Raw genomic sequence first — 23,456 nt, 5'->3', positions numbered from 1 at the left:
GCCCTGAGCGGGCCGGTTCAACTTTATACCGACTGGGAGGACGGGGTTCATGTCGTTTTGGGCAGACATCGGCGCGATTTTCAGCGCCTTTCTCAGCCAGGATTCGTTCGAGATTCAATCCGCACTGGAATCCGACGCCGCCTGGGTGTTGGGCGCGATTGTCTCGGCGATTGGCGGAATCGTGATCATGTTGATCTATCGGGCGGTGCCCTTTGTTGAACGTCATCTGGAACGGTCGGTGATGGTGTATTCCTACCTTGCGATCGCATTAATCATCTTCTGGGGCGTGATCGACCGGTTTGTGTTCAACGATCAGGAACCCTGGTCGACCACCATTCCCCCGCTGCTGTTCATGGTCATGGCGTGGTTTGGGGCGTCGTACAATGTCCGCCTGCGCACACATTTGAGCTTCAGCGAATTCCGCACTGCAATGCCGAGGGCTGGGCAATTGGCTTGCCTGATACTCGACGCGATATTGTGGTTCATCTTTGCGGTGATCGTCATCGTGACCACAACACGGCTGGTGGCATTGTCGGCATCAAACTTTCAGATCGTTCTGGGTACAGACAATATCATGCAGTGGTGGTTCCTTCTGGCCGCACCGCTGTCGTTCTTTCTGATGGTCGGGCGCGTGTTTCAGAACCTTGCCGATGATCTGAACAACTGGAAAACAGGCGAGCCGCTGATCAAGCAGGCCGTGATCGGAGCAGACTGATGACAGACGGAACTATGGTCACACTGATCTCTCTTGCGGTCACCTTTCTGTTCATGCTGGGCGTGCCGGTTTTGTTGGTAATCGGCTATTGGGTCATCGGCTGTTCGTTTGTTCTTGGCCTGACGCTGGACAACATGGGTGCTGAACTTCTGAACGTGTTCAACAAGGGTTTCGCCTTGCTGGCGATGCCGCTGTTCATCCTGACCGGAGACCTGATTAATAAATCGGGCATCGCGCGGCGGCTCAGCGATTTTGCTTATGCCTGTCTGGGCTGGATACGCGGCGGGTTGGCGATGGCATCCCTCGGGGCTTGCGGATTGTTCGCAGCAATCTCAGGCTCAAACTCGGCCACAACCGCCACGATCGGTTCGATGCTGCACCCCGAGATGGTCAAAGGGGGTTATGACGAACGTTTCAGCGCAGCCACCGCTGCGGCTGGTGGAACTGTGGGGATCATCATTCCTCCCTCGATTATCTTTATCGTCTACGGTTTCCTGATGAACCTGCCGATTTCCGAGCTATTTGTGGCGGGTATCCTTCCGGGCGCGCTGATGGTCTTTGGCATGCAGTTCGCCTGCTGGATCATTTGCCGCATGAACGGCTGGGGTCATCTGATCCCACTGCAACTGAACCGGGTGTTGAAAACTGCATTCGGTGCCTGGCTTGGATTCTTCGCCATCGGGCTGGTGCTGTGGGGTATATACACAGGCAAATTCTCACCAACTGAGGCAGCCGGAGTGACGGTCGGCTTCTGCGTTATTGCAGGGTTGGTCAGCTATCCGATCAATCGGATCATGGGCGCGCGGAACGACATCTCACCCACCGAAAAAAGCTATGCCGAGATGTTTGTCGTCGAAGGCTTCACGATCCCCGAGATCCCCTCAATCGTGATCCGCTCGGCCCAGATCACAGGTATCCTCGCACCGCTGATCGCGATTTCTGTGGTGATGCAGCAGATCCTTTCATTGCTTGGCGCTCAGCAAACCATTGGGGATTTCGTAACCTCGATGGGTGGCTACCATGCGGTTCTGTTTACTTCGATGGTGATCGTTTTCTTCTCGGGCATGGTACTCGAAAGCCTGCCTGTCACGATCATCCTGGCCCCGATTCTGGCACCAATTGCGGCCTCGGTCGGGATTGATCCGATCCATTTCTCGGTAATCTTCCTTGTGGGGGCTTCGATTGGCTTCATCACACCCCCCTACGGTCTCAATCTCTACGTGGCATCAGGGGTGACTGGCGTTCCCTACTTCCGTCTGCTTCGGTACACTGTGCCCTATCTAGCAGCGCTGATATCAGTGTGGATTTTGATCTCGCTTGTACCTGATCTGGCCTTGATCCTGCTGCCAAATAACTAGACTGTTGCGGGATGGCCGAAACGGAAACACAAGACAAAGAAACTCAGATCCCAACTAACTTGCGCCTTCTCCTCATCCTTGAGGAGGTGGCGCGACGCGGCGTTGCCGTCAAACCATCGGACCTGATCGAGACACTCGGTCTGGCGAAACCAACAATCCACCGTTTATTGCAAACAGCAGAGGCCGAAGGTTTCCTGCAGCGCGATCTGGATGGCCGCTCATACGGTCCTGGGCACCGTCTAAGGTTGCTTTCAGTCAACACCATGTCGTCCGAGCATCTGCGCACAGCGCGTTTGGCGATCTTACGCAGTGTCGCCGAGCAGGTTGGTGAGACATGCAATCTCGCCATTCCTGACCGAGAGGGCATGATCTATCTTGACCGGGTTGAGACGAAGTGGCCTTTGCGCATTCAATTACCGGTCGGGACACAGGTTCCCTTTCATTGCACCGCCAGCGGCAAGATGTACTTGTCCACGCTCCGGCAGAAAACACTGGATGGATTTCTTTCAGCAGGAAATCTGCAGCCACAGACTGAAAGTTCCCTGACCGATCCGCAGTCATTGCGCACGGAAATCCAACATATCGCTCAGAACGGTTATTCCACTGATGATGAAGAGTTCATGAGTGGAATGGCAGCCCTAGCAGTACCCGTTCAAGATGGGCAAGGCCGATTGGTGGGCACACTTTCGGTTCATGCACCGACACAACGTCACAACGTCAACAGCCTGATGTCGTTTCTGGGTATCCTGAAAAAGGGGGCAAATGAACTTTCGGCTCTGTTAACCACGTGACCAGAACCTGAAAGACAGCCGCGACAAAATAATTTTTGCCCGATTGCCGCGGCAGGCATCGTCCGGTTCGGGGCATTCTGCATCGCAACGGATGAGCCGCGTACAAAGGCCTTCCTCACAGCTTTCTTAGTCTGCTAGCCATAAACTCTGAGTCTAAGAAATACTCACACCAGTAGTTCAAGTTGGATTGGCCGTGCATGCCGAATCCGGGTCGTACATCGTTGGTAGATTCGAGCGGGTAGATTTCCAGAGATAGCCCTCAAGGTTGGGATCACACAATAGTGCGGGCAGGACCGAGTGATTGACGTAGTCTTATTTCTGTCGGCAACTCAACACTTTGACCGCTGTGCGCATCACGGAGTATCTGGATCAGCATCCCAGCGGCGCGACGCCCCATCTCGCGATGCGGGACATGTACCGTCGTAAGAGCGGGTTCGGCGAGCATTGCAATTTCGATATCGTCAAAACCGGTAATTGAGAGGTCTCTAGGCACCTCAAGCCCCATTTCCCGAGCCGCGCGTAAGGCTCCGACCGCCAAAACGTCATTGACGCACATCACGGCAGTCGTTTCTGGTGCGGCTGTCATGACCTCGCGCAAAGCAACTTCACCAGTTTCAACGCCGTAAGCGGTCTCGACAAGAAACATTGTATTCGGGTCTTGACCGGCCTCTTGTTTGGCATCCCGAATGCCTTGAACGCGTTCCCTTGCCCGATCATTCGAAGCGGTTGGTGCAGAGATACACGCGATATGCCGATGCCCATATCCAATGACCTGCCGGGCAAGGGCAAACATCGCAGCCCGATTGTCAAAGCCGATGGCCGGCGGGGATTGGTCAGGATCAAATGACCAGGCGATCAAAGTTGGTACACGCTGCTTTTCCAGAAACGCATAGATTTCCGGTTCGCGATCGTATCCAATCAGCAGCAACCCATCTGCACCCCGCGCTACCAACGCACGCACCTGTTGTTCTTCCAGCTCTGAATCATAGGCGGACGAAGCAACCAGAAGCGTTTTACCATGCCGCACCAGTTCTTCCTGAAACGCCTGTAGTCCGCGTGCAAAAACAGCGTTCTCCATAGTCGGTATCACGGCGGCAATCGTATTTGTCTGCCTTGCTGCAAGGGCTTGGGCTCCGAAATTTGGCGCGTACCCAAGTTCTCGTACAGCTGCCAGAACTCGTTCCCTTGTGCTTTGCCCTACCCGCTCTGGCGAGTTCAGGCACCGCGAGACAGTTGCGGTGGACACGTTCGCATGTCGGGCAACATCTGCAAGGGTTGGGACTGTGTTTTCGTGACCGCTTTGAGGCATGGTTTTTCTTGTCATTCTGGATGGGCAACTAGCTCAAGACAAATTCTATCAAAAGCACGATTTGTCGGGAACCTACAGCACATATGCAATGTAAGCGCTTGCATAACAAAATGTAAGCGCTTACATTGCGGACGACTCAGTGCGAGACATTGGATGGGTTGGGGAGGACGCATGCCATACTTGATAGCTGGAATATTGCTGCTCGCGTTTGTAGCGAACGTAGTGATCGGAGCAGTCTCGAATGCGCCCTTAGTCAACAATATCTGGGAAATGTTGATCTTGTTTGCTGCGGCCATCGCCTTTTCGATCGGCATTCTGCGGAGCGAAGCAAAAGAAATTTCGGAGAAAAAATCAAAGGAATAAATCCGAAAAAAGTCCAACGGGAGGAGAACACATGGACAAGACTAAACAGGAGCTGGCTTCGGCCGAGCGTCGGAATTTTTTGAAACTCGCGGGCACCGGCTCGTTCACGGCAGCTATGGTCGCCGGCGCGGCTGGGACATTGTGGTCCAGCGAAGCGGCAGCACAGACCGCCGCCGAGGAACGCGATCGCGAAAACGCGGCTGAATTCAAGATGACGTTGGCAACGGCCTATGTTCTGGGCGCGTCTCGCAGCTATCCGATCATGCAGCTGGACCTGAAAGAAAACATCCAGAACATGACGAATGGCAAGGTCTATGTGAAACTGGCGCCCGGTGGTCAGCTTGGTGCAGGTGGTGCTTTGGCGCAGGCGGTTCAGGGGGGGACCATTCAAGCCGCGCAACACTCGTTGTCAAATTTCGCGCCCTTCGCAAGCGTCGTCGACCTGATCAACCTTCCATATTTCTGCGGGTCCAACCAGCGGTTCACGAACCTAACTTCCTCTGAAGCTTGGAAGGCGGAAGTAGACCCCAAGATCGCGGCATCCGGCTTTAAAGCGCTGATGTATATCGTGATCGATCCGCGCGTCGTCGCTGTTCGCCAGGGAGGCAACGCAATTATCACCCCCGGCGATATGTCCGGTGTCAAATTCCGCGTACCCGGATCAAAAATGCTGCAGCAGTATTATGGCATGGTGGGTGCGAACCCGACGCCTGTTGCGTGGGGTGAGACTCCGTCAGCGATCCGGCAAGGCGTCGCAGATGCGCTTGATCCCTCGGTGGGCGCGCTGCATGTCTTTGGCTTTGGTGAGATCCTCAGCCATGTGACCTTCACTCAGGCGGTGCCGGACAGTCAGGTCTATTCGATCAACCTTGAATGGTTCGACAGCCTGCCGATGGACGTCAAGGAAGGTATCGAATTTGCGGGCGAAGTCACCCAGCAGCAGAACCTGTCCAAAGTGCCTTCGGCACGGGCCTACGCCATGTCTCAATTGATCGCGAACGGCGTCGAGTTCCACTCGCTCAGCGAAGATCAGTTGGGCGAATGGAAAGAGGTCGGTGGCTATCAGCGTAGCGAATGGGACAGCTTCAAGACCGAGCTGGCCGGATCGATGGATGCGTTCGCCAAGCTGGAAGAAGCCGCAGACACGCGTGCGAAATACTACGTGCACGACGCCTGATCGCGTCTTCGGGCCGGCGCGTCCAGCGTCGGCTCATCCGATGTTTGCCCATTAAAAACCCACTAGAACACGTCACCGCCGCGTGACGGTAGTGAGGATGCTATGTCTCAGCTCTTTCGAGCGATTGATAAAAATGCCGAACGTTGGCTGCTTTTAGTCTTCTACGTCATGCTCGTCGGCACGATGTTTATCGAAGTGGTCCGGCGCGAGGTCTTTGCCTACTCGTCCATCTGGGGCGAAGAAATCGTCCGGTATGCGTTCATCTATCTCGCATGGATCGGTGCCGCCGCTGCGGTCAAGGAACGCGGGCATATCCGCATTGATGTTCTGATGCACTACGTCCCGCGCACGGTCAAAACGCTGCTGTACATCTTCGGCGACATCGTGATGTTCATCGTGGCACTCGTCGCGATCTATTGGTCGTGGGAGACAGTCCACGTGTCCTGGAAATTCGGGTCTGTCACACACGGCCTGCGGATCAGCCAGGTCTTTTTCCTGATGGCGGTGCCGTTTGGCTTCGCGCTGGTCATCTTTCGGCTGGTGCAGTCCTTCCTCCGCGATATTGCCGACCTTCGAACGGGCCGTCCCGTCTACGAAGGCGACAAGCTGTTTGATTAAGGGAGGGCCTGAGCCATGATGTGGCAACAACTCGGCGGTCAAACTCTTGAACTTGGGTGGGATTTCTACGCCTCCGTCATTCTCTTCGTCGCTCTTGTCGCGCTCGCCGTTCCGGTCTGGGCCGCAATAGGCGCTGCCTCGATCACAATGCTGATCATGTCCGGCGCATTGCCGCTGAGCCTTGTCGGCGAAAAGCTGTTCTCGGGCATCGATGCCTTCGCGCTGACAGCTGTGCCGCTGTTTATCCTGACCGGCGACGTGCTTGTCCGAACCGGGCTTAGTCGAAAGTTTCTGGACGTCGCCGAAGCCCTGACCTGCTGGGCCAAGGGTGGCTTCGGTTCGGCCACCGTCCTGGTCTGCGGCATGTTCGCGGCGATCTCCGGGTCGGACGCAGCAGGTGCGGCAGCGGTAGGGCGCATGACTATCGACCGGCTGGTCGAGAGCGGTTATCCCCGCCCCTACGCCTGCGCTTTGGTCGCGGCGGGGGCCTGTACCGGAATCCTCATCCCGCCCTCTATCGCCTATATCATCATCGGCCTCGTGCTGGGTATAGCGGTCTCGACCTTGTTCCTTGCTGCGCTGATCCCCGGCCTCTTGATCCTGACGGCCATCCTGATCACCAACGTCGCGATGAACCGGCTGAACCTTTGGGAAGGCGGCGGCATGATGACCGCAGCTGAATGGCGCGCGAACCTGTGGAAGACGGTCAAGTCCGGCTGGTACGCTTTCCTTGTCCCCGGCATCATTTTCTACGGCATCTTCTCGGGGAAACTGACCCCGACCGAGGCAGGTGCCGTGGCGGTCGTCGTGACCATATTCATCGGGTTTATCCTGGGCACACTGAAATTGTCCGACTTCCCGGCCATGCTGGTCAGTTCGGCCAAGGTCAACGGTGTGATCCTTCCGATCATTGCCTTCTCGATCCCTCTGGCCGAAGCTCTGGCGATCATTGGAGTGCCGCAAGGATTTGTCGGAGCTTTGACCTCAGTCAGCAGTAACGAATTCGTACTGATCGCCATGATGGTCCTTATCCTGATCATTGCGGGCTGCGTTATGGAAACGACGCCCAACATCGTGATCCTGGCACCGATCCTCTACCCGCTGGCGCAAGAGATCGAGATGAACCAGATTCAGTTCTGCATCATGATGATCACCGCGCTGGGGGTCGGGTTTATTACTCCACCCTTAGGGCTGAACTTGTTCGTGGTGTCGGGGATTACGGGCGAGTCGATCCTCAAGATCGCCTACCGCGCCATCCCGTTTGTTTTCTTCATGCTGATCGTGACGTTGATGATCGCCTATATCCCGGCGTTCTCTACCTCACTGTTGCCTGATGTCTATCGATAAGCCGCCGAAAGACGCGGTAAGAAAAGGACTCGATACATGACCCGTGAATACCTGAAGAAAGCCACGCTGACCGCGCGCAGCGGAGCGTCAGACGTCAGTGAAATTGTGCAGGGAATCCTGACTGATATTGAAGCAGGCGGCGATGCCAAGGCGTTGGAATACGCCGCCAAATTCGACAACTACGAAGGCAACGTCATTCTCAGCGATGCCGAAATACAGGCCGCGATGGATGCCGTGCCAGAAAAGCTGAAGCGCGACATCGAGTTCAGCCACAGCAACGTCAAACGCTTTGCCGAGGCACAGAAAGCGTCCATGACCGACATCGCAGTCGAGGTTGTGCCGGGCCTGACCGCTGGCCAGAAGATGATCCCGGTGGATGCAGCCGGTTGCTACGTCCCAGGCGGGCGATACAGCCATATAGCCAGCGCCATCATGACGGTCACCACGGCAAAGGTGGCGGGATGTAAGCACATTGTCGCCTGCTCACCGCCGCGCCCCGATGTCGGTATCGCGCCTGCGATCGTCTACGCCGCGCATATCTGTGGCGCCGACAAGATCATGGCCATGGGCGGCGTGCAGGGGGTTGCGGCGATGACCTTCGGGTTGTTCGGGCTTCCCAAGGCTAACATCCTTGTGGGCCCCGGCAATCAGTTTGTGGCCGAAGCAAAGCGTATCCTGTTCGGGCGCGTCGGCATCGACATGATTGCGGGCCCGACGGACAGTCTGGTCCTTGCGGATGTCACTGCTGATCCGATGGTTGTTGCAACTGACCTCGTTGGGCAGGCCGAGCACGGATACAACTCACCGGTTTGGCTGGTGACAGACAATCGCGACCTCGCCGAAGAGGTTATGCGCTTGGTGCCAGTGCTGATCGAGGACCTGCCCGAAGTGAACCGCGAAAACGCTACGGCTGCGTGGCGCGATTATGCCGAGGTCATCCTGTGCGCGGATCGCGAAGAAATGGCGGCGACATCGGATCAATACGCTCCAGAACACCTGACAGTCATGGCCGATGATCTTGATTGGTGGCTGGATCGGCTGACGTGCTATGGGTCGCTTTTCTTGGGCGAAGAGACCACGGTTGCCTTTGGCGACAAAGCCTCGGGCACCAATCACGTGCTGCCCACGAGCCGGGCGGCCACTTACACCGGTGGCCTCAGCGTCCATAAATACATGAAGATCGTGACCTGGCAGCGCTCGACCGCTGATGCGATGAAGCCGATTGCGCAGGCGACGGCCCGTATCTCACGCCTTGAAGGTATGGAGGGGCACGCGCGTACCGCGGATATTCGACTGGCCAAGTTCTTCCCCGATGAAAACTTTGACCTGACAGCCGAAGACTGACCCAACCCGTGACCTATCATCCTGATCTCACTGGACATACCGCTCTTGTGACCGGGGCCAGCTCCGGCCTTGGTCGCAGAGCGGCAGAGGTACTGTCGCATGCTGGCGCTAAGGTCGTGGGCGTGGCGCGACGTGCAGAAGCGTTGGTCGAGCTGGATCAGGTTCATGCGCTGCCATGGGATCTTTCAGATCGTGATCGGTTGGCCGAGTTGGCCGATGCAGCGTCACAACCGTTTGGGGCACCGGATATTCTGGTACATGCAGCCGGAATCAACACCCGTGAGCCTGCGGATATGGTGTCACCAGAAGGATGGGACATCACAATTAGGTTGAACCTGGCAGTACCTTTCTTTCTGTCGCAGCATCTAGTGCCCGATATGAAGGCCAAAGGCTGGGGACGGATCGTAAATTTCGCATCGCTCCAATCCAGCCGGGCTTTTCCAGGTGGGCTTAGCTATGGGGCGTCAAAGGGCGGCGTGGCACAGCTGACCCGAGCAATGGCCGAGGCCTGGTCATCAAGCGGAATATGCATAAACGCGATTGGCCCTGGGTTCTTTCGAACAGAGCTGACGGCTGCAGTGTTCAATGATCCTGAACGCGCGAACCGTAATGCTGCGCAGACCTGTATCGGTCGCAACGGTGAGCCCAAAGACCTCGACGGCCCGTTGCTGTTCTTTTGCTCTGATGCCTGTGCCTTCGTGACCGGGCAAGTTTTGATGGTCGATGGAGGGTTTACAGCGAAATGAAAGCTTTGGTTTACACCGATGTCGAAACACTGGAATACCGCTATTTCGCGGACCCGGAGCCCGGCCCCGATGAGGTTCTCGTCCGCATCGATAGCGTCGGTATTTGCGGGTCCGACATGCACGCCTATCTGGGCCATGATGATCGCCGCCCGGCACCGCTGATCCTGGGCCATGAGGGGGCCGGTGTGACTGCTGATGGTCGCCGCGTAACCATCAATCCGCTGGTAAACGACCCCAACAGCGCGGCCAGCCGGTCCGGACGTGAGAACCTTTGCCCCTCGCGACAGATCATCTCAATGCCGCCGCGCGAAGGCGCTTTTGCGGAATACGTCGCTATCCCAGAGCGCAATTTGATTGAAGTGCCCTCGCGTATCACGCTGGAGCAGGCCGCACTCGCCGAACCGATTGCAGTCAGCTGGCATGCGGTGCGGCTGGGGCTTGCGGCCCTGCACCCGGCAGACGAACGGCGTGCCCATGTGATTGGCGGCGGGGCAATCGGGCTAGCGGCAGCTCTCGCGCTCACTGCGATGGGGGTCGAGCAGGTGACCTTATCCGAACCCAACGCAGCCCGTGCGACCTATCTTCGCGACACCTGTGGAATCGCCGTTGTGGACACACCGGAACAGGACATTCCATTGGTGATCGACGCAGTGGGGTTTGCGTCTACCCGTGCGGTTGCCTCGGCGCTCGTCAGCCCGGGCGGGGTGATTTTGCACATCGGCCTAGGCAGTTCCGAAGGTGGATTGGATATCCGACGCATCACGCTGCAGGAAATCACGCTAATCGGCACCTACACCTATACCGCACAGGACTTCCGCGACACATGCAATGCCATGTTCAAGGGCCGCCTCGGGACGCTTGACTGGGTTGAAACCCGCGACCTGTCCGACGGGGCCTCGGCCTTTACAGACATTCGCGCTGGCAAGACGCTTGCGCCGAAAACCATCCTTAAACCATAGCAAAAACCGGAGACCTTCATGTCAAATCCAGCCCCAAATGAAATACCGCACCTTTTGGTGCATGAAGAGGAAGACAATGTCGGTGTCGTGGTCGTCGAAGGCCTGACTGCAGGCACCGACATGCTGTGCTGTATTACACATGACAACTCGACCTTTCGCCTGACCGCAGGTGCGGATGTTCCGATTGGCCACAAGATTGCGCTCACGGACCTCAAGAACGGCGATACGGCGATCAAGTATGGTGAGGATATCGGCAAGATCATCGCTGACATCCCACGCGGCGGGCATGTCCACACGCAAAACTGCAAGACCAAGCGCTGGTAAGGGGTTAATACCATGAGCAAATATTCAAACATGACTGTCATGGGCTACCGGCGCGAAAACGGCCGGGTTGGTGTGCGCAACCACGTGCTGATCCTGCCCGTCGATGACATTTCCAACGCCGCCTGCGAGGCAGTCGCCAACAACGTCAAGGGCACGCTGGCAATCCCACACGCTTATGGCCGCCTTCAGTTCGGCGAGGACCTCGAGCTGCATTTCCGCACTATGATCGGCACAGGGGCCAACCCGAATGTCCACTCGGTGGTGGTGATCGGCATCGAGCCGGGTTGGACCAAACGCATTGCCGACGGCATCCGCGAGACCGGCAAGGACGTGGCAGAGTTCTCAATCGAACAGAACGGTGACTTCGAGACCATCCGGCGCGCTTCATGGGCCGCCAAGGATTTTGTTCACAAGGCCACCGAGGTCCAGCGCGAGGAATGCTCGATCAACGAGCTTTGGATTTCGACCAAATGCGGTGAAAGCGACACGACAACGGGTCTGGGGTCCTGCCCAACCGTTGGCAACATGTATGACAAGTTGCTGCCCGAAGGGATCACCGGGTTCTTTGGTGAAACCTCGGAAATCACCGGGGCGGAACATATCTGCCAGAAACGCGCCATCAACGAAGAGGTCGGCGAGCGCTGGTACAAGATGTGGAAGGCCTATCAGGACGATGTGATCTTTGCGCATCAAACCGATGATCTCAGCGACAGTCAGCCAACCAAGGGCAACATCGAAGGTGGCCTGACCACCATTGAGGAAAAGGCGCTTGGCAACCTCGAAAAGATCGGCCGGACTTCGCAGTATATCGACATTCTGGAACCTGCCGAGCAACCTAACTCGGGCAAAGGCCTGTACTTCATGGACAGTTCATCAGCTGCGGCGGAATGTGTGACGCTGATGGCGGCGGGCGGTGCTGTGATCCATACCTTCCCGACAGGTCAGGGCAACGTGGTGGGCAACCCGATCGTTCCGGTCATCAAGATCACCGCGAACCCGCGTACAGTGCGCACCATGGGCGAACATGTGGATGTTGATGTTTCAGGCATCTTGCGGCGCGAACAAACCATCGATCAGGCTGGTGATGCTCTGATCGATATGATCCGCAGGACAGCAAACGGCCGTAACACCGCGGCAGAGGCGCTGGGACATCGGGAATTCTCGATGACAAAACTGTATCGCAGCGCATAGTAACCTCAAGGCGGCCATTGCATATGCGGTGGCCGTCTTTCTCTTGAACCGAGGTCCAGAATGGGCGCGGCTCGAGGTGTTTGGCCACTAAGGCAGGGCGGGGTCCTGGGCAACAGATCAGAACCTTTAATTCTGAAAGTACTTATCAAGTTATGATGCACCAAGCCCTGCTCGTTGACATCGCCGAAACTCACTGGGAGTGCTTTACATGTATAAATCCATATTGATCCCCGTTGCCATTGATCATGAAGAGTTGGTTGCCGAGAAAATCACCACTGCCCGCAAGCTTTTGGCAGCTGACGGAAAGATCACACTACTTACAGTTCTGGAACAAATCCCGGGTTTTACAGCGGAATTCGTGACAGTGAAATCCGAGAACCATCTGACCAACAAAATCATGGGAACCCTAAAGTCGATCGCCGGAGAAGCGACCGATATAAACTGCCAGGTAGAAACGGGAAAGCCAGGGCTGCGCATTACCGAGTTCGCACGGGAAATCGGCGCTGATTTGATTGTTGTCGGAGCGCATCACCCATCGGCAATGGACTATTTTCTCGGATCAACGGCAGCGCGTGTTTCTCGTCGGGCATCGTGTTCCGTCTTGATTCAGCGACCGCAATCTTGAAAATTCTCTAAGCGTCGACCCGAACGCCACAGCTGCGTTGCGAGAAGCAGGTGGCACGGCACCACTCCATGGGTTCGCGCCCCTGTTGGATGTTTTCAACCGTGTGCGATCGACGCCAGCGAGAATTGCCCAGGTGCACTATGGGAGCCGACGATTGCCTTCGAGATATGCGGACATTTACCCCTCGGAACCTTTACTAAACAGCGATGCGATCGAGCGGCCTTCGGCCGCAGGGTTGATGTCCGTTCGGTATTTCCGGGCTGACCCGGATCAGATGCCCGAGGATGTTTTCAAAGAGCATCACGTGCTTCTCAATCTCCAGACCATTCCGCACAGAGTTCGGAACTGGAGGGATGGTGAGTTGCGGGATTTCATGTTTCACAAGGATGAAATCATCGTCACTCCGGCTGGTATGCGATCGGGTTGGCGGTGGTACGCGACGTCTGATGTCATCGTTATCACGCTGGACCCGGCTAAGGTTGAACGCTTTGCTCAGTCCGAGCTGGGCATGCTGCTTGACCCGCAGCAATTTCGGGATTTGCCGCAGTTCTCGGACCCTGATCTGTGCACGGCTGGCGTTATACTGCGTGACGCATTGGAATCGACCGACATGTCTTCGGTCGTGATGTTCGAAGCCATGAGCCGCGTATTCCTAGTGAAACTGCTCCAGAAATATGGAAAACGCCGGATCGAAGATGTTCAGTTGTCATCCCGCTTCACATCCCGGCATTACCAGCGCGTTTTGGCCTTTGTACAGAACCGGCTGGATCAGACCATAACCGTTGAGCAGCTCGCGACCGAGGCGGGAATGAGCCCTTCGCACTTCGCACGCATGTTCAAAGAGACGTTGGGTACGACCCCGATGCAATATGTCATGGCCTACCGAATTGAACAGGCGATGAAGATGATGCAGGACCAGCAGCGTCCTCTGGGTGATATCGCTTTGGAATGTGGCTTTTCCGATCAGGCTCATTTCACGCGCAGCTTTAAACAGGTGGTGGGACAAACCCCCAAGGCTTATCGCGCGGCCAACATGGCTTGATGCAGGATCATTCAAAAACACAGCAGTCCGGTGCAATCAAGTGAACCTCCGGCAACGTATCTCTTTCGTCATCGGGCTTGCGCCCATCCAGACAGACTTTGGGAGATATCGCGATGAAAACCCTCGCTCTGAATACCGCTGCGGCTTTAATGGCCTCGACAGCTGCCGTCGCACAGGTCGAAACCCGCATTGTCACCTTTGAGAATGAAGGTGCCACCCTATCCGGCACACTGTACCTACCCGAAGAACGCGGCGATGCACCTTTGCCAACGGTCGTGGTCACAGGGGCCTGGACCTCGGTACAAGAACAGATGCCGGCGAACTATGCCCGGGAAATGGCCGAACGCGGATTTGCCGCCTTCACCTTCGATTTCCGAGGCTGGGGTAAATCCGGCGATCTGCCGAACCAAGCGCGCTTTGTCGAAAGCCCCGAAGCCAAGACCTCGGACATCAAGGCAGCGATCGAATTCATAGCGACCCTGCCAGAAGTGGACGCCGAGCACATCAATGGGCTGGGTATCTGCGCCTCAGCGGGTTATATGGTCGATGCCGTCTCGGGCAACCCGCTGGTTCAGCGACTTGGTTTGGTTGCTCCCTGGCTGCAGAACGCCGAAATTGTTGAGGCCGTCTACGGCGGCGCAGAAGGTGTTGCCGGCTTGCTTCAAGTCTCTCGGGCTGCCGAAGCCGCCGGGGGCCAGATCATTCCTGCCGCGGGTCCAGAAGGTGCCGAAGGCGTACTGATGCCGATCGGTGGTTACTACTATGAGGCTGACCGTGGGGCGATCCCGGAATATGATGACAAATGGAACAATGCAGGCTGGGAAGGCTGGCTGACCTACCATCCCGCCGACAACCCACAGCGTCTGGACAAACCGCTGACCATTGTTCACTCTGAAAGCGCAGCGATCCCGCAGGGCGTGCAGACCTTCCTTGCCGGATTTGCCGGTGACGCGACTGCGCAGTGGCTCGAGGATGTCACGCAGTTCGATTTCTACGACAACCCCGAGGACGTGACACGGGCGGCCGGCGCCGTTGCCGACCACTTCCGCGCCGGATTGGATAATTGATCCTGCTGATCAGGCGTCGGACCTCGCTATCCGACGCCTCATTCCCTTGGAGACCCCAATGGCCCGAAAACTTCGACTAGCGCTCGCGGTCGCGACCGTTATGGGAGGCAACGCAATGGCCGATACCCCCGAAGACAATATGAAAGTGGTTCAGAACTTTTTTGCGGCTTACGGCTCGAACGACCTTGATGGAATCGCCGCTGTCATGGACGAGGACGTACAATGGCACATTCCCGGCCGCCATCCGCTGAGCGGCACCAAAAACGGTCGGGATGAAGTTTTGGCCTTCTTCGCCCAATTGGGCGCAGCTGGGTTTCAGGCTGACCCGATCTACTTTGGCGCGGATGAAACCCATGTTGTAGATATTCACCGAGGCTGGTCCAACGCCGAAGGTAAGCCGAATGTCGATACCATCTGGGCGCTGGTCTACCGAATCGAGAACGGAAAGATCGTCGAGGCCACCAATCTCAGTGCCGATCAGGATGCGGCAAATGCGTTTTTTTGGTCGCAATACACCTTAGCGCCCGTGCCTGAACGCTTGGCTAATGAATGAAGCAGGCGCAGCAATGTACGTTGCATTTTCCAACTCTGACAAAGGACCCGGATATGAAACGATCCCTCATCGCCATGCTCGCCGCCATAACAATGATTGGAGGCCCCGCATTGGCCGATCAAACTGACATCACCCGCACCCTAACGGATATCGCTGCAGGCGCAGACCGGCATGATTGGACCCGTGTAAGGGATGCCTTCGCCGATCACGTCACCATTGACTACACCAGCCTTTGGGGTGGAGACCCGGCAACCCAACCCGCTGACGAACTTGTTGCGGGCTGGGCCGCCTTCCTGCCCGGGTTCGACAGCACGCATCACATGGTGACCAACCACGCAATCACCTCAGTTTCAGAAACCGCCGCGACAGCGCAGGCTGATTTCACCGCCACCCACCGTCTTGACGATGGCCTATGGGTATTGTGCGGCCGCTATGACTATGCGTTGGAAAAAACAGGTGAACGCTGGGTTGTGACAACGATGACGATGACCGCTCTTTGGGAAACCGGCGACCGTGGTCTCGTCGCCCTCGCCGGTGAACGCGGGGCCGGGGCCAACTGACATCAGTTAACGCCGCATCGTTGCGCGCCGGTTGCCTTGCCAGAGCGATGTTGGCAATCTCACTATTAGGCTTTGCTTTCGGTTAACTGACGAAAATTCAAAGGAAACCTCATGACCGAACAACGTATCGCACTTGTGACCGGAGCCAATCGAGGCATCGGCAAAGAAGTCGCCCTACAACTGGCCCGCGATCATGGATTATTTGTTTTGGTAGCATCGCGCGACCCGCAAAAGGGACAAGCCACGGCCGAAGAGATTGGGCATGGAGCTAAGGCCTTGCAACTGGACGTGTCCGATCAGAGCTCGGTCAACGCTGCCTTTGATAAGATCAACTCCGAATACGGATATCTCGACATACTGGTAAACAATGCAGGCGTTGACTACGACACGGATCAGCACGCGCTCAGCGCCGACCTGGTGCGCGTGCGCCGTGCTTTCGAGACCAACTTCTTCGGAGCCTGGGCAACAACCATTTCGGCCGTTCCTTTGCTTCAAAATGGTCATGATGCCCGGATTGTAAACGTGTCTTCCGGCTCAGGAGCGCTGACAGGCATGTCTTCCAGCACTCCCGGATATGGCATCTCGAAAACAGCGCTCAATGCACTGACCATCAAGACTGCGGCTGATTTGAAGCCCGAAGGCATCCTTGTTAACGCAGTGTGCCCCGGCTGGGTCGCCACTGACATGGGCGGGGGTGGTCGCCCGGTTCCCGAAGGGGCCAAGGGCGTCGTGTGGGCTGCAACACTGCCCGTGAACGGTCCAACAGGTGGTTTCTTTCGGGATGGGGTGCAAATTGATTGGTAGGATTTATCCCGGCGCCATGAAATCGATCAGTTTCCTGACACGCTCGGGCAACAGACGACGGCTGGGATAAACCGCGTACATGTCTCGTGTCAGCGGGACAGTATTCTCAACTTCCAGTCGTCGCAGATCGCCCTCCACCATATCCTTCGGCAACATCGCTATCCCAAGATTACGACGAGCGGCCTGTGCTATGACATCAAGGTCGCCAATATTATGGGCTATGTGGGCTGGATTCACCGTCTCTCCCGTTTCCAGTACCCAGGGTTGACCCGCTATCAGCGCAGGAAGAGTCTGGAACTTCGGTCGCGTCAAAGGTCCCGAAAGCCCGTGCTCTCGAATGAAGCCCTGCCCTGCGCAAAAACAATATGGAACTGACCATAACCGCTTGGCAACAAGACCGGAGTCCGCAAGCGGACCGACCCGAAAGGCGAGGTCGATATTGTCCGCGAAAAAATCCAGCATGATGTTAGTCGTCGTCAGTTCAAGCTGGACCTGAGGATTTTGTTCGGCGTAATCCACCAGCTTTGGCCCTATCGTTGTACGAGCTGCCAAGGGTGGTGCCGTAATGCGAATCGTGTGGTGCCGCGTGTCATCGGTAAAACCCGCAACACGCTGAAGCGCTTCAATCGGATCCTGACAACGATCCAGAAGACGGCGCCCCTCTTCGGTCAGGCGCACCTGCCTTGTCGTGCGCTCGAATAGCTTAGCGCCCAGATGATCCTCTAACTTGGCAATCCTGCGGCTAATCCTGCTAAGCGGAATACCCAGCCGATCTGCAGCTTTGGAAAAGCTGAGGTGGTGGGCGACAACAGTAAACAGGCCAAGGTCATTGTAGATCATAATTCTATTTATGTGATAATACTTTCTGAATTCAACTATTATCACGAAATGGCGTCACCGATATCTTCTGCGAAACAATAGGAGATGCATGATGCCGTATGCGATAGAAATCACCCAAACTGGCGGGCCCGAAGTTCTGCGAAGCGTTGACCAAGCTGTCGCACACCCCGGTGCCAGAGAAATCCTGATCCGTAATCATGCCGGGGCGGTAAATTTTATCGATACGATTATTCGCCGTGGCGAAATGCCAGAGGGCATGATGCCAGACCTGCCCCATGTACCCGGCGTTGAAGGTGCCGGAATCGTCGAAGCGACGGGCGAAGATGTCTTTGGTTTCGCAGTGGGTGATCGCGTCGCATGGATGGGGCCGATTGGTGCGGGCGGCTATGGTACGCATTCCGTAATAGGTGCACCTTATGTAACCAAAATTGCCGATACCATCGCCTTTGAAACCGCAGCAGCAATCCCGGTCAACGCAATGACGGCCTATCACATGCTGGTCAATCTGGGCGGTGCGGCAGCCGGAAGATCCGTACTGGTGCATGCGGCTGCAGGCGGTGTGGGCACGATGGCCCTCCACATCGCCAAGCATCTGGGCATGACTGTGATCGCTTCGGTCAGCACTGAAAAGGTCGGATACGCCCAGGCGCAAGGAGCAGATTTTGTCATCGACTATCGTACTCAGGACGTGGCCACGCTGGTGTCAGAGATCACAAGTGGGCGCGGTGTTGATCTGACGTTGAATCCGGTTTCCGGTGACTCCTTGAAATCAGACCTTGATGCGCTGGCTCCCCTTGGAACGGCTGTGCTCTTCGGATTCCTTGCCGGGCCGCCAGCTGGCGATTTTGCCGAGGATCTGGCGAAACACTTCCAGAAATCTGTCTCAGTACGGATCAGCGATATTTACACGTATTTTTCCAACCGACCAACTGCATTCGGCGCGGACATGACCAAGGTATTCAAGCTGTTGGAAACTGGCATTCTGCGTACTCAGATCACCACATACCCAATCGCCAAGGCTACGGAAGCGCATCGCCGCCTAGAGGCGGGCGAAACCACCGGCAAGTTGGTGCTCAGCATCGATTGACTCATTTAACAGACACGACATGCAAGGAACCAAAGCAATGAACTCGGTTTTCGAAACGGCCCTCATCGGCAAACACGTTGTTATCATTGGCGGCAGCAGCGGCATGGGTAAGGCCACCGCAAAGCTGGCGGTGGCGCTCGGTGCGAAAGTTACCATCGCCAGCCGGAGTCCCGCCAAGCTGGAAGCAGCAGCGGCAGACATCGGAGGCGAAGTTCAGATCGCACCGGTCGATACCACCAACGAAACTGGCATGAAGTCCTGGGCCAACGGCCTTGAAAAAGTAGATCATCTGGTCATCTCTGCCTCAAGCGCAGCGCGTGGGGCCTTCGCCGAATTGCCAACCACTGACCTGCGCGCGATGTTCGAGGCTAAATTTATCGGGCCCTATGTGGCGGCGCGTGAAGTCTTGCCTGTCTTGACTGAAGGCGGCTCCATCACCTTCTTTTCTGGCGTCCTCAGCCGCCGACCCTCTGCCGGTGCAACGGGTCTTGGGGCAGTGAACGCGGCGGTCGAAGCCCTGTCCAAGGGGTTGGCATTGGAGCTATCAAACCGTGCGCGTGTGAACTGCATCAGCCCTGGAATGGTTGCGACCGAGGCTTACGCGGCAATGTCGAATGAGGCTCGCGAGGCCATGTTCGCTCAGGTTGGTAACAGCCTGCCCGTCGGACGCATTGGTGAGGCAGAGGACATCGCCCAAGCTGTGATAATGGCAATGACAAATGGCTATCTCACAGGCGCTGTGCTGGATGTGGATGGTGGTCACCTGGTGCGTGGCTGAATGGCCAATGCGGATTGGCCTGATCCAATCAGGGCTCTTCCGCGTGATACAGACCTAGCTGATGGCGACGCTTGTGAAAGGTCGCCACTCTTTCGACGATCTCGTCGCTGGCCACAGCAATGACGAAGGACAAAAGCGTTTCGAGCAATGCGATAGTACTTACTGATGACGGGAAGAATTGCGGCGTATCCGCCGAGATGACGAACCCGTGTTGTGCATTGCGCAGAACAGGGCTGGCTGGGCTGTCAGAAAGACCGACCACCGTCATGCCCTGCTCTCGGGCAACTTGCACCGCCTCGACCACTTCATTCCGATAAGGTTTGCAGGTCATCGCAATTAGCACATCGCGTTTGTCCGCCCATGCCAGATCGTCAATCGGATTTGATCCGGCGCGCGGGATAGCATGAAACTGCACCATGCCCGTCGAGGCCAGATAAACAAAGTTTCGCGCATTCGAATTGTTCACGCCAACGCCCAGCACGAACACGTTACGCGAATTCCAGATATCTTCAGCGGCGGCTTTCAGCTGTTCGGACGAGATATTGGCAAACGTCTCCTCGACGTTGCGCAGAGCGTCCTGAACCATATCCGCATAAAGCCCGCCCATATTGCCGGACTTACGAATATCCTGCAGCCAACGCGCGCGCTCCGGGAAATCGGCCTGCCCGCGCCGGATCGCCTCGCGGAAGGGAACCCGGAAATCTTCGTAGCCTTCGAACCCCACCTGCCGCGCCATTCGGACAATGGTATTGGGTTTCACATTGGCGGCTTCAGCAATTTCGCGTACAGTCGATACGCCCACGTCGCGCGGGTTCTCAAGCACATAGGTCGCAGCCTTGCGTGCCTCGGGTGTCAACTGCGTCAGTTCCTCCGCCAGCCGTTCCAAAACTAAATTTGATACATCTGTCCCATTCATGATTGACGATGGTATTTTTGTTTGCATACGGTGTCGAGACCAAATCGACTCAGGGGGCCGGACCGATGTCTTTCAGCTCACTCCCGCGCTTGATTGAGGTCACCGTAAATGCATCGACGGAGTTTGCCGCATGGCCCAATCCGAGACAATGAAGGCGATGGTCACCATGGGGCACGGTGATCTGGATCAGATGATCTGGCACGAAAACTGGCCCTGTCCCACTCCCAAACCGGGCGAAGTTCTGATCAAGGTCGGTGCCTGTGGCCTGAACAATACCGACGTAAACACTAGGTCCGGCTGGTATTCTAAAACAGTCAGCGATGCGACCACCGGTGGCGCGTTTGAAGAGGTCGGCACTGATGACCCAACCTGGGGCGGAGCGCCACTGGCCTTTCCGCGCATTCAAGGGGCGGATGTCTGTGGGCAGATCGTTGGAGTTGGAGACGGCGTGGATCCAAATCGCTTGGGCGAGCGTGTGATAACCGATTGCTGGTTGCGCGATCCGACCGATCCGGTGAACAAGGACAAAACCGGCTACTTCGGATCAGAGCGAGATGGCGGCTTTGCTGAATACACAACGATCCCGGCCGTCAATGCGATAGCCATCCAATCAACACTTTCAGATGCTGAGCTGGCAACCTTCTCCTGTTCCTACTCAACCGCCGAAGGTATGCTGACCCGCGCCAAGGTCACTGCGGCTGACACTGTTCTTGTTCCGGGCGCATCTGGCGGCGTCGGTGGCGCTCTGGTTCAACTGGCCAAGCGCCGAAATGCGCGGGTCATCGCGATGGCGTCGGAGGTTAAGCACGACGACGTGGCCCTCTTGGGTCCAGATGTCATCCTGTCCCGCGCCCCCGATGATTTGCGCAAATCGTTGGGAGACGAAAAGATCACGGTCGTTGCCGACGTGGTGGGCGGGTCATACTGGCCGCAGCTTATCAGCATTCTTGAACGCGGCGGACGCTATACCTGCTCGGGCGCCATCGCGGGCCCTATGGTCGAGTTCGATTTGCGGACGTTCTACTTGCGCGATCTGACCTTTACAGGCTCGACCGTCATCGACCCCGAAGTAATGCAAAATCTTGTACGTTATATCGAAGCGGGCGAAGTAAAACCGGCCCTGGCCGCAACCTACCCTCTAAGCCAATTGCATGAGGCACAAACCGCCTTCATCGCGAAGAAACACACCGGAAACATCGTGGTGATCCCATGACGTTGGATGATGTTTTAATGGCCGCCAGGCGATTGCATCAGAACCACCCGGATTTGGCGGGTTTTGGGGGTTGGCCAACAGATTTATCCAGAACGGACTTACAGCCCGCACAAATTCCGGCAACCCGGCTTGTCAGCAAATTTGGTCTGAGCGGTACGCCCGAAACACAGGCATTGGTTACGGCCATTGCAGCAACTGCTGAGCAAGCGCACTGGAAACTGACCTATTCCGAATCCGAGGTCGGTGCGGATTTCTTGTCCCGATACGGGTATTACGAATTGTTCGGACCCAGCGGGCATTTCCATTCGACCCAACTACGCGGTTATGTCGCCTATTGGGGCGCAGGTCTGCAGTATGACTGGCACAGCCACCAGGCTGAAGAGCTATACCTGACGCTCGCTGGAAAAGCCTGTTTTAAGGTTGAAGGGAATGCACAGCTTGTCGGGCCGGGCCAGACCCGCCAGCATGAAAGTTGGCAAAGCCACGCCATGACGACAAGCGATCATTCAATCCTGACCTTTGTCTTGTGGCGGGGCGATGGAATGGATGATCTGCCTCGGATGGATGCCGCATGACATACTGCGTCGAGGTGAAACCAAAATGAAAATTACCGGGATTTCTGTCTTTCAAATCGACCTGCCATTGGAGCATCCATACTGGCTGTCAGGCGGGCGATTGAAGTTTGAGAAGCTCGATGCGACGCTGGTCAAGATTGAAACCGACAAAGGGCTTGTTGGTTGGGGCGAAGGCACACCCTGGGGGCATACCTATGTACCCGCCCACGGCCCCGGCATACGGGCCGGGATCGAGACGATGGCACCGTTTGTTCTTGGCCTCGACCCGCGGCGAGTTCTGGATGTTGAACGCGCGATGGATCAGGCCCTACCCGGACATCTCTACGCCAAAAGCCCGATTGACATGGCGTGCTGGGACATAGCCGGTCAGGTTGCTGGTCTTCCGATTGCTGATTTGATGGGGGGAGGGTCGCGTACGCCGCGCCCAATCGCATCCTCCGTAGGAGCCAAGACAATCGAAGAAACCCGCGCCGTCATCGAACGATACCGGCAGCGCGGCTATATCGCCCATTCCGTCAAAATCGGCGGCGATGTGGCCCGTGATATCGCCCGAATCCGTGACATGGAAAGCCTGCGCAATCCCGAAGACATCATCCTCTATGACGTCAATCGCGGCTGGTCGCGGCAGCAGGCATTACGCGTGATGAGTGCGGTCGAAGACCTCAATGTCATGATCGAACAGCCTTGCGAAACACTGGATGACATTGCCGCGATCTCAGGCAAACATGCTTCGCCTGTTTCCGTTGATGAAAGCCTTGTGACCCTTCAGGACGCGACGCGCATAGCCCGCGATGGCATTGCCGAAATATTTGGCATCAAGCTCAACCGGGTCGGCGGGCTGACCAAAGCGGTCCGAATGCGCGATGTCGCGCTGGCGCATGGGATCGACATGTTTGTAATGGCAACCGGTGGTTCTGTGCTGGCGGATACCGAAGCGCTGCATCTGGCGGCGACAATACCGGATGCGAATTGCCATGCTGTATGGGCCTGTCAGGACATGATCACCGTCGATATCGCCGGTGGGCGTGGACCGAGAAATGTGGACGGCCACCTGCATCTACCCGAAACACCCGGCCTTGGCGTTCACCCAGATGAAGATGCGTTGGGTGATCCTGTGGCGATCTACCGGTAACGATACACGCCTTTTGTGCAAG

At 56.6% G+C, this 23,456-nt stretch carries 26 protein-coding genes; 23 read left to right on the top strand and 3 right to left on the bottom strand.

The window, feature by feature from the left end:
- The first annotated feature begins 49 nt into the window (after window positions 1-49).
- The 3 genes from ACR0DE_RS06105 to ACR0DE_RS06095 are packed head-to-tail and all read left to right on the top strand — an operon-like array spanning window position 50 to window position 2,864.
- Window positions 50-715 carry a TRAP transporter small permease gene (locus ACR0DE_RS06105; RefSeq protein ID WP_170392533.1) on the top strand — a complete coding sequence of 222 codons (666 nt, stop codon included), beginning with the start codon at window positions 50-52 and terminating at the stop codon, window positions 713-715.
- Window positions 715-2,073 carry a TRAP transporter large permease gene (locus tag ACR0DE_RS06100; protein ID WP_170392534.1) on the top strand — a complete coding sequence of 453 codons (1,359 nt, stop codon included), beginning with the start codon at window positions 715-717 and terminating at the stop codon, window positions 2,071-2,073. The genes ACR0DE_RS06105 and ACR0DE_RS06100 overlap by 1 nt, the downstream gene beginning before the upstream one ends.
- Window positions 2,074-2,084: 11 nt before the next feature.
- Window positions 2,085-2,864, top strand: coding sequence for an IclR family transcriptional regulator (locus ACR0DE_RS06095; RefSeq protein WP_170661686.1), 780 nt, complete (start codon window positions 2,085-2,087; stop codon window positions 2,862-2,864).
- A gap of 271 nt (window positions 2,865-3,135) precedes the next feature.
- On the opposite strand, the gene ACR0DE_RS06090 is transcribed toward ACR0DE_RS06095, so the two are convergent.
- Complete coding sequence (locus ACR0DE_RS06090; RefSeq protein ID WP_170422384.1) at window positions 3,136-4,173, bottom strand: LacI family DNA-binding transcriptional regulator; 1,038 nt, start codon at window positions 4,171-4,173, stop codon at window positions 3,136-3,138.
- Window positions 4,174-4,344: 171 nt separating this feature from the next.
- Between ACR0DE_RS06090 and ACR0DE_RS06085 the strand changes: the two genes are divergently transcribed.
- From ACR0DE_RS06085 to ACR0DE_RS06015, 15 genes are all read left to right on the top strand, one after another.
- Window positions 4,345-4,536: a hypothetical protein gene (locus ACR0DE_RS06085; protein ID WP_170392536.1), complete on the top strand. Its 192-nt coding sequence runs from the start codon at window positions 4,345-4,347 to the stop codon at window positions 4,534-4,536.
- A 31-nt stretch (window positions 4,537-4,567) separates the two neighbouring features.
- Window positions 4,568-5,713: a TRAP transporter substrate-binding protein gene (locus tag ACR0DE_RS06080; RefSeq protein ID WP_170402121.1), complete on the top strand. Its 1,146-nt coding sequence runs from the start codon at window positions 4,568-4,570 to the stop codon at window positions 5,711-5,713.
- A 102-nt stretch (window positions 5,714-5,815) separates the two neighbouring features.
- Window positions 5,816-6,331: a TRAP transporter small permease gene (locus tag ACR0DE_RS06075; RefSeq protein ID WP_170392538.1), complete on the top strand. Its 516-nt coding sequence runs from the start codon at window positions 5,816-5,818 to the stop codon at window positions 6,329-6,331.
- 15 nt (window positions 6,332-6,346) lie between these two features.
- On the top strand, window positions 6,347-7,678 hold the full coding sequence (locus ACR0DE_RS06070; RefSeq protein ID WP_480752307.1) for a TRAP transporter large permease: 1,332 nt from the start codon (window positions 6,347-6,349) through the stop codon (window positions 7,676-7,678).
- A gap of 36 nt (window positions 7,679-7,714) precedes the next feature.
- Window positions 7,715-9,022, top strand: a complete 1,308-nt coding sequence (gene hisD, locus ACR0DE_RS06065) for a histidinol dehydrogenase (RefSeq protein WP_170636777.1) — start codon at window positions 7,715-7,717, stop codon at window positions 9,020-9,022.
- A gap of 8 nt (window positions 9,023-9,030) precedes the next feature.
- Window positions 9,031-9,768: an SDR family oxidoreductase gene (locus ACR0DE_RS06060; protein WP_170661682.1), complete on the top strand. Its 738-nt coding sequence runs from the start codon at window positions 9,031-9,033 to the stop codon at window positions 9,766-9,768.
- Window positions 9,765-10,727, top strand: a complete 963-nt coding sequence (locus tag ACR0DE_RS06055; protein WP_480752306.1) for an alcohol dehydrogenase catalytic domain-containing protein — start codon at window positions 9,765-9,767, stop codon at window positions 10,725-10,727. Before ACR0DE_RS06060 ends, ACR0DE_RS06055 begins: the two co-directional genes overlap by 4 nt.
- A gap of 18 nt (window positions 10,728-10,745) precedes the next feature.
- The gene (locus ACR0DE_RS06050; protein ID WP_170392543.1) at window positions 10,746-11,051 is read left to right on the top strand and encodes a UxaA family hydrolase; all 306 of its coding nucleotides are present in this window, start codon (window positions 10,746-10,748) and stop codon (window positions 11,049-11,051) included.
- A gap of 12 nt (window positions 11,052-11,063) precedes the next feature.
- Window positions 11,064-12,242, top strand: a complete 1,179-nt coding sequence (locus ACR0DE_RS06045; protein WP_170392544.1) for a UxaA family hydrolase — start codon at window positions 11,064-11,066, stop codon at window positions 12,240-12,242.
- 208 nt (window positions 12,243-12,450) lie between these two features.
- Window positions 12,451-12,867 carry a universal stress protein gene (locus ACR0DE_RS06040; protein ID WP_170402133.1) on the top strand — a complete coding sequence of 139 codons (417 nt, stop codon included), beginning with the start codon at window positions 12,451-12,453 and terminating at the stop codon, window positions 12,865-12,867.
- 154 nt (window positions 12,868-13,021) lie between these two features.
- Window positions 13,022-13,909 carry a helix-turn-helix transcriptional regulator gene (locus tag ACR0DE_RS06035; protein ID WP_480752305.1) on the top strand — a complete coding sequence of 296 codons (888 nt, stop codon included), beginning with the start codon at window positions 13,022-13,024 and terminating at the stop codon, window positions 13,907-13,909.
- 113 nt (window positions 13,910-14,022) lie between these two features.
- A complete protein-coding gene (locus tag ACR0DE_RS06030; protein WP_480752304.1) occupies window positions 14,023-14,976 on the top strand; it encodes an alpha/beta hydrolase in 954 nt (317 codons plus the stop codon).
- A 58-nt stretch (window positions 14,977-15,034) separates the two neighbouring features.
- A complete protein-coding gene (locus tag ACR0DE_RS06025; RefSeq protein WP_480752303.1) occupies window positions 15,035-15,529 on the top strand; it encodes a nuclear transport factor 2 family protein in 495 nt (164 codons plus the stop codon).
- A gap of 53 nt (window positions 15,530-15,582) precedes the next feature.
- Window positions 15,583-16,089: a nuclear transport factor 2 family protein gene (locus ACR0DE_RS06020; protein ID WP_480752302.1), complete on the top strand. Its 507-nt coding sequence runs from the start codon at window positions 15,583-15,585 to the stop codon at window positions 16,087-16,089.
- A 111-nt stretch (window positions 16,090-16,200) separates the two neighbouring features.
- Complete coding sequence (locus ACR0DE_RS06015; protein ID WP_170392549.1) at window positions 16,201-16,893, top strand: SDR family NAD(P)-dependent oxidoreductase; 693 nt, start codon at window positions 16,201-16,203, stop codon at window positions 16,891-16,893.
- A gap of 3 nt (window positions 16,894-16,896) precedes the next feature.
- On the opposite strand, the gene ACR0DE_RS06010 is transcribed toward ACR0DE_RS06015, so the two are convergent.
- Entirely contained in the window at window positions 16,897-17,733 is an 837-nt protein-coding gene (locus tag ACR0DE_RS06010; RefSeq protein WP_480752301.1) for a LysR family transcriptional regulator, read from the bottom strand.
- 91 nt (window positions 17,734-17,824) lie between these two features.
- Between ACR0DE_RS06010 and ACR0DE_RS06005 the strand changes: the two genes are divergently transcribed.
- Together ACR0DE_RS06005 and ACR0DE_RS06000 are read left to right on the top strand one after the other, a co-directional pair.
- Window positions 17,825-18,820, top strand: a complete 996-nt coding sequence (locus ACR0DE_RS06005; RefSeq protein ID WP_480752300.1) for a quinone oxidoreductase family protein — start codon at window positions 17,825-17,827, stop codon at window positions 18,818-18,820.
- 37 nt (window positions 18,821-18,857) lie between these two features.
- The gene (locus tag ACR0DE_RS06000) at window positions 18,858-19,598 is read left to right on the top strand and encodes an SDR family oxidoreductase (protein ID WP_480752299.1); all 741 of its coding nucleotides are present in this window, start codon (window positions 18,858-18,860) and stop codon (window positions 19,596-19,598) included.
- Window positions 19,599-19,626: 28 nt separating this feature from the next.
- On the opposite strand, the gene ACR0DE_RS05995 is transcribed toward ACR0DE_RS06000, so the two are convergent.
- The gene (locus ACR0DE_RS05995) at window positions 19,627-20,514 is read right to left on the bottom strand and encodes a MurR/RpiR family transcriptional regulator (protein ID WP_480752298.1); all 888 of its coding nucleotides are present in this window, start codon (window positions 20,512-20,514) and stop codon (window positions 19,627-19,629) included.
- Window positions 20,515-20,644: 130 nt separating this feature from the next.
- On the opposite strand from ACR0DE_RS05995, the gene ACR0DE_RS05990 reads away from it, so the two are divergent.
- From ACR0DE_RS05990 to ACR0DE_RS05980, 3 genes are read left to right on the top strand one after another with little or no spacing between them, the layout of a single operon-like run.
- A complete protein-coding gene (locus ACR0DE_RS05990) occupies window positions 20,645-21,727 on the top strand; it encodes an alcohol dehydrogenase family protein (RefSeq protein ID WP_480592720.1) in 1,083 nt (360 codons plus the stop codon).
- Window positions 21,728-21,744: 17 nt separating this feature from the next.
- The gene (locus ACR0DE_RS05985; protein WP_480752297.1) at window positions 21,745-22,302 is read left to right on the top strand and encodes a dimethylsulfonioproprionate lyase family protein; all 558 of its coding nucleotides are present in this window, start codon (window positions 21,745-21,747) and stop codon (window positions 22,300-22,302) included.
- A gap of 25 nt (window positions 22,303-22,327) precedes the next feature.
- Window positions 22,328-23,434, top strand: a complete 1,107-nt coding sequence (locus tag ACR0DE_RS05980; RefSeq protein WP_480752296.1) for a mandelate racemase/muconate lactonizing enzyme family protein — start codon at window positions 22,328-22,330, stop codon at window positions 23,432-23,434.
- The last annotated feature ends 22 nt before the right edge of the window (window positions 23,435-23,456 follow it).

The organism is Ruegeria sp. C10 (assembly GCF_056537805.1).
This window is presented reverse-complemented; position numbering and strand designations above follow the sequence as displayed.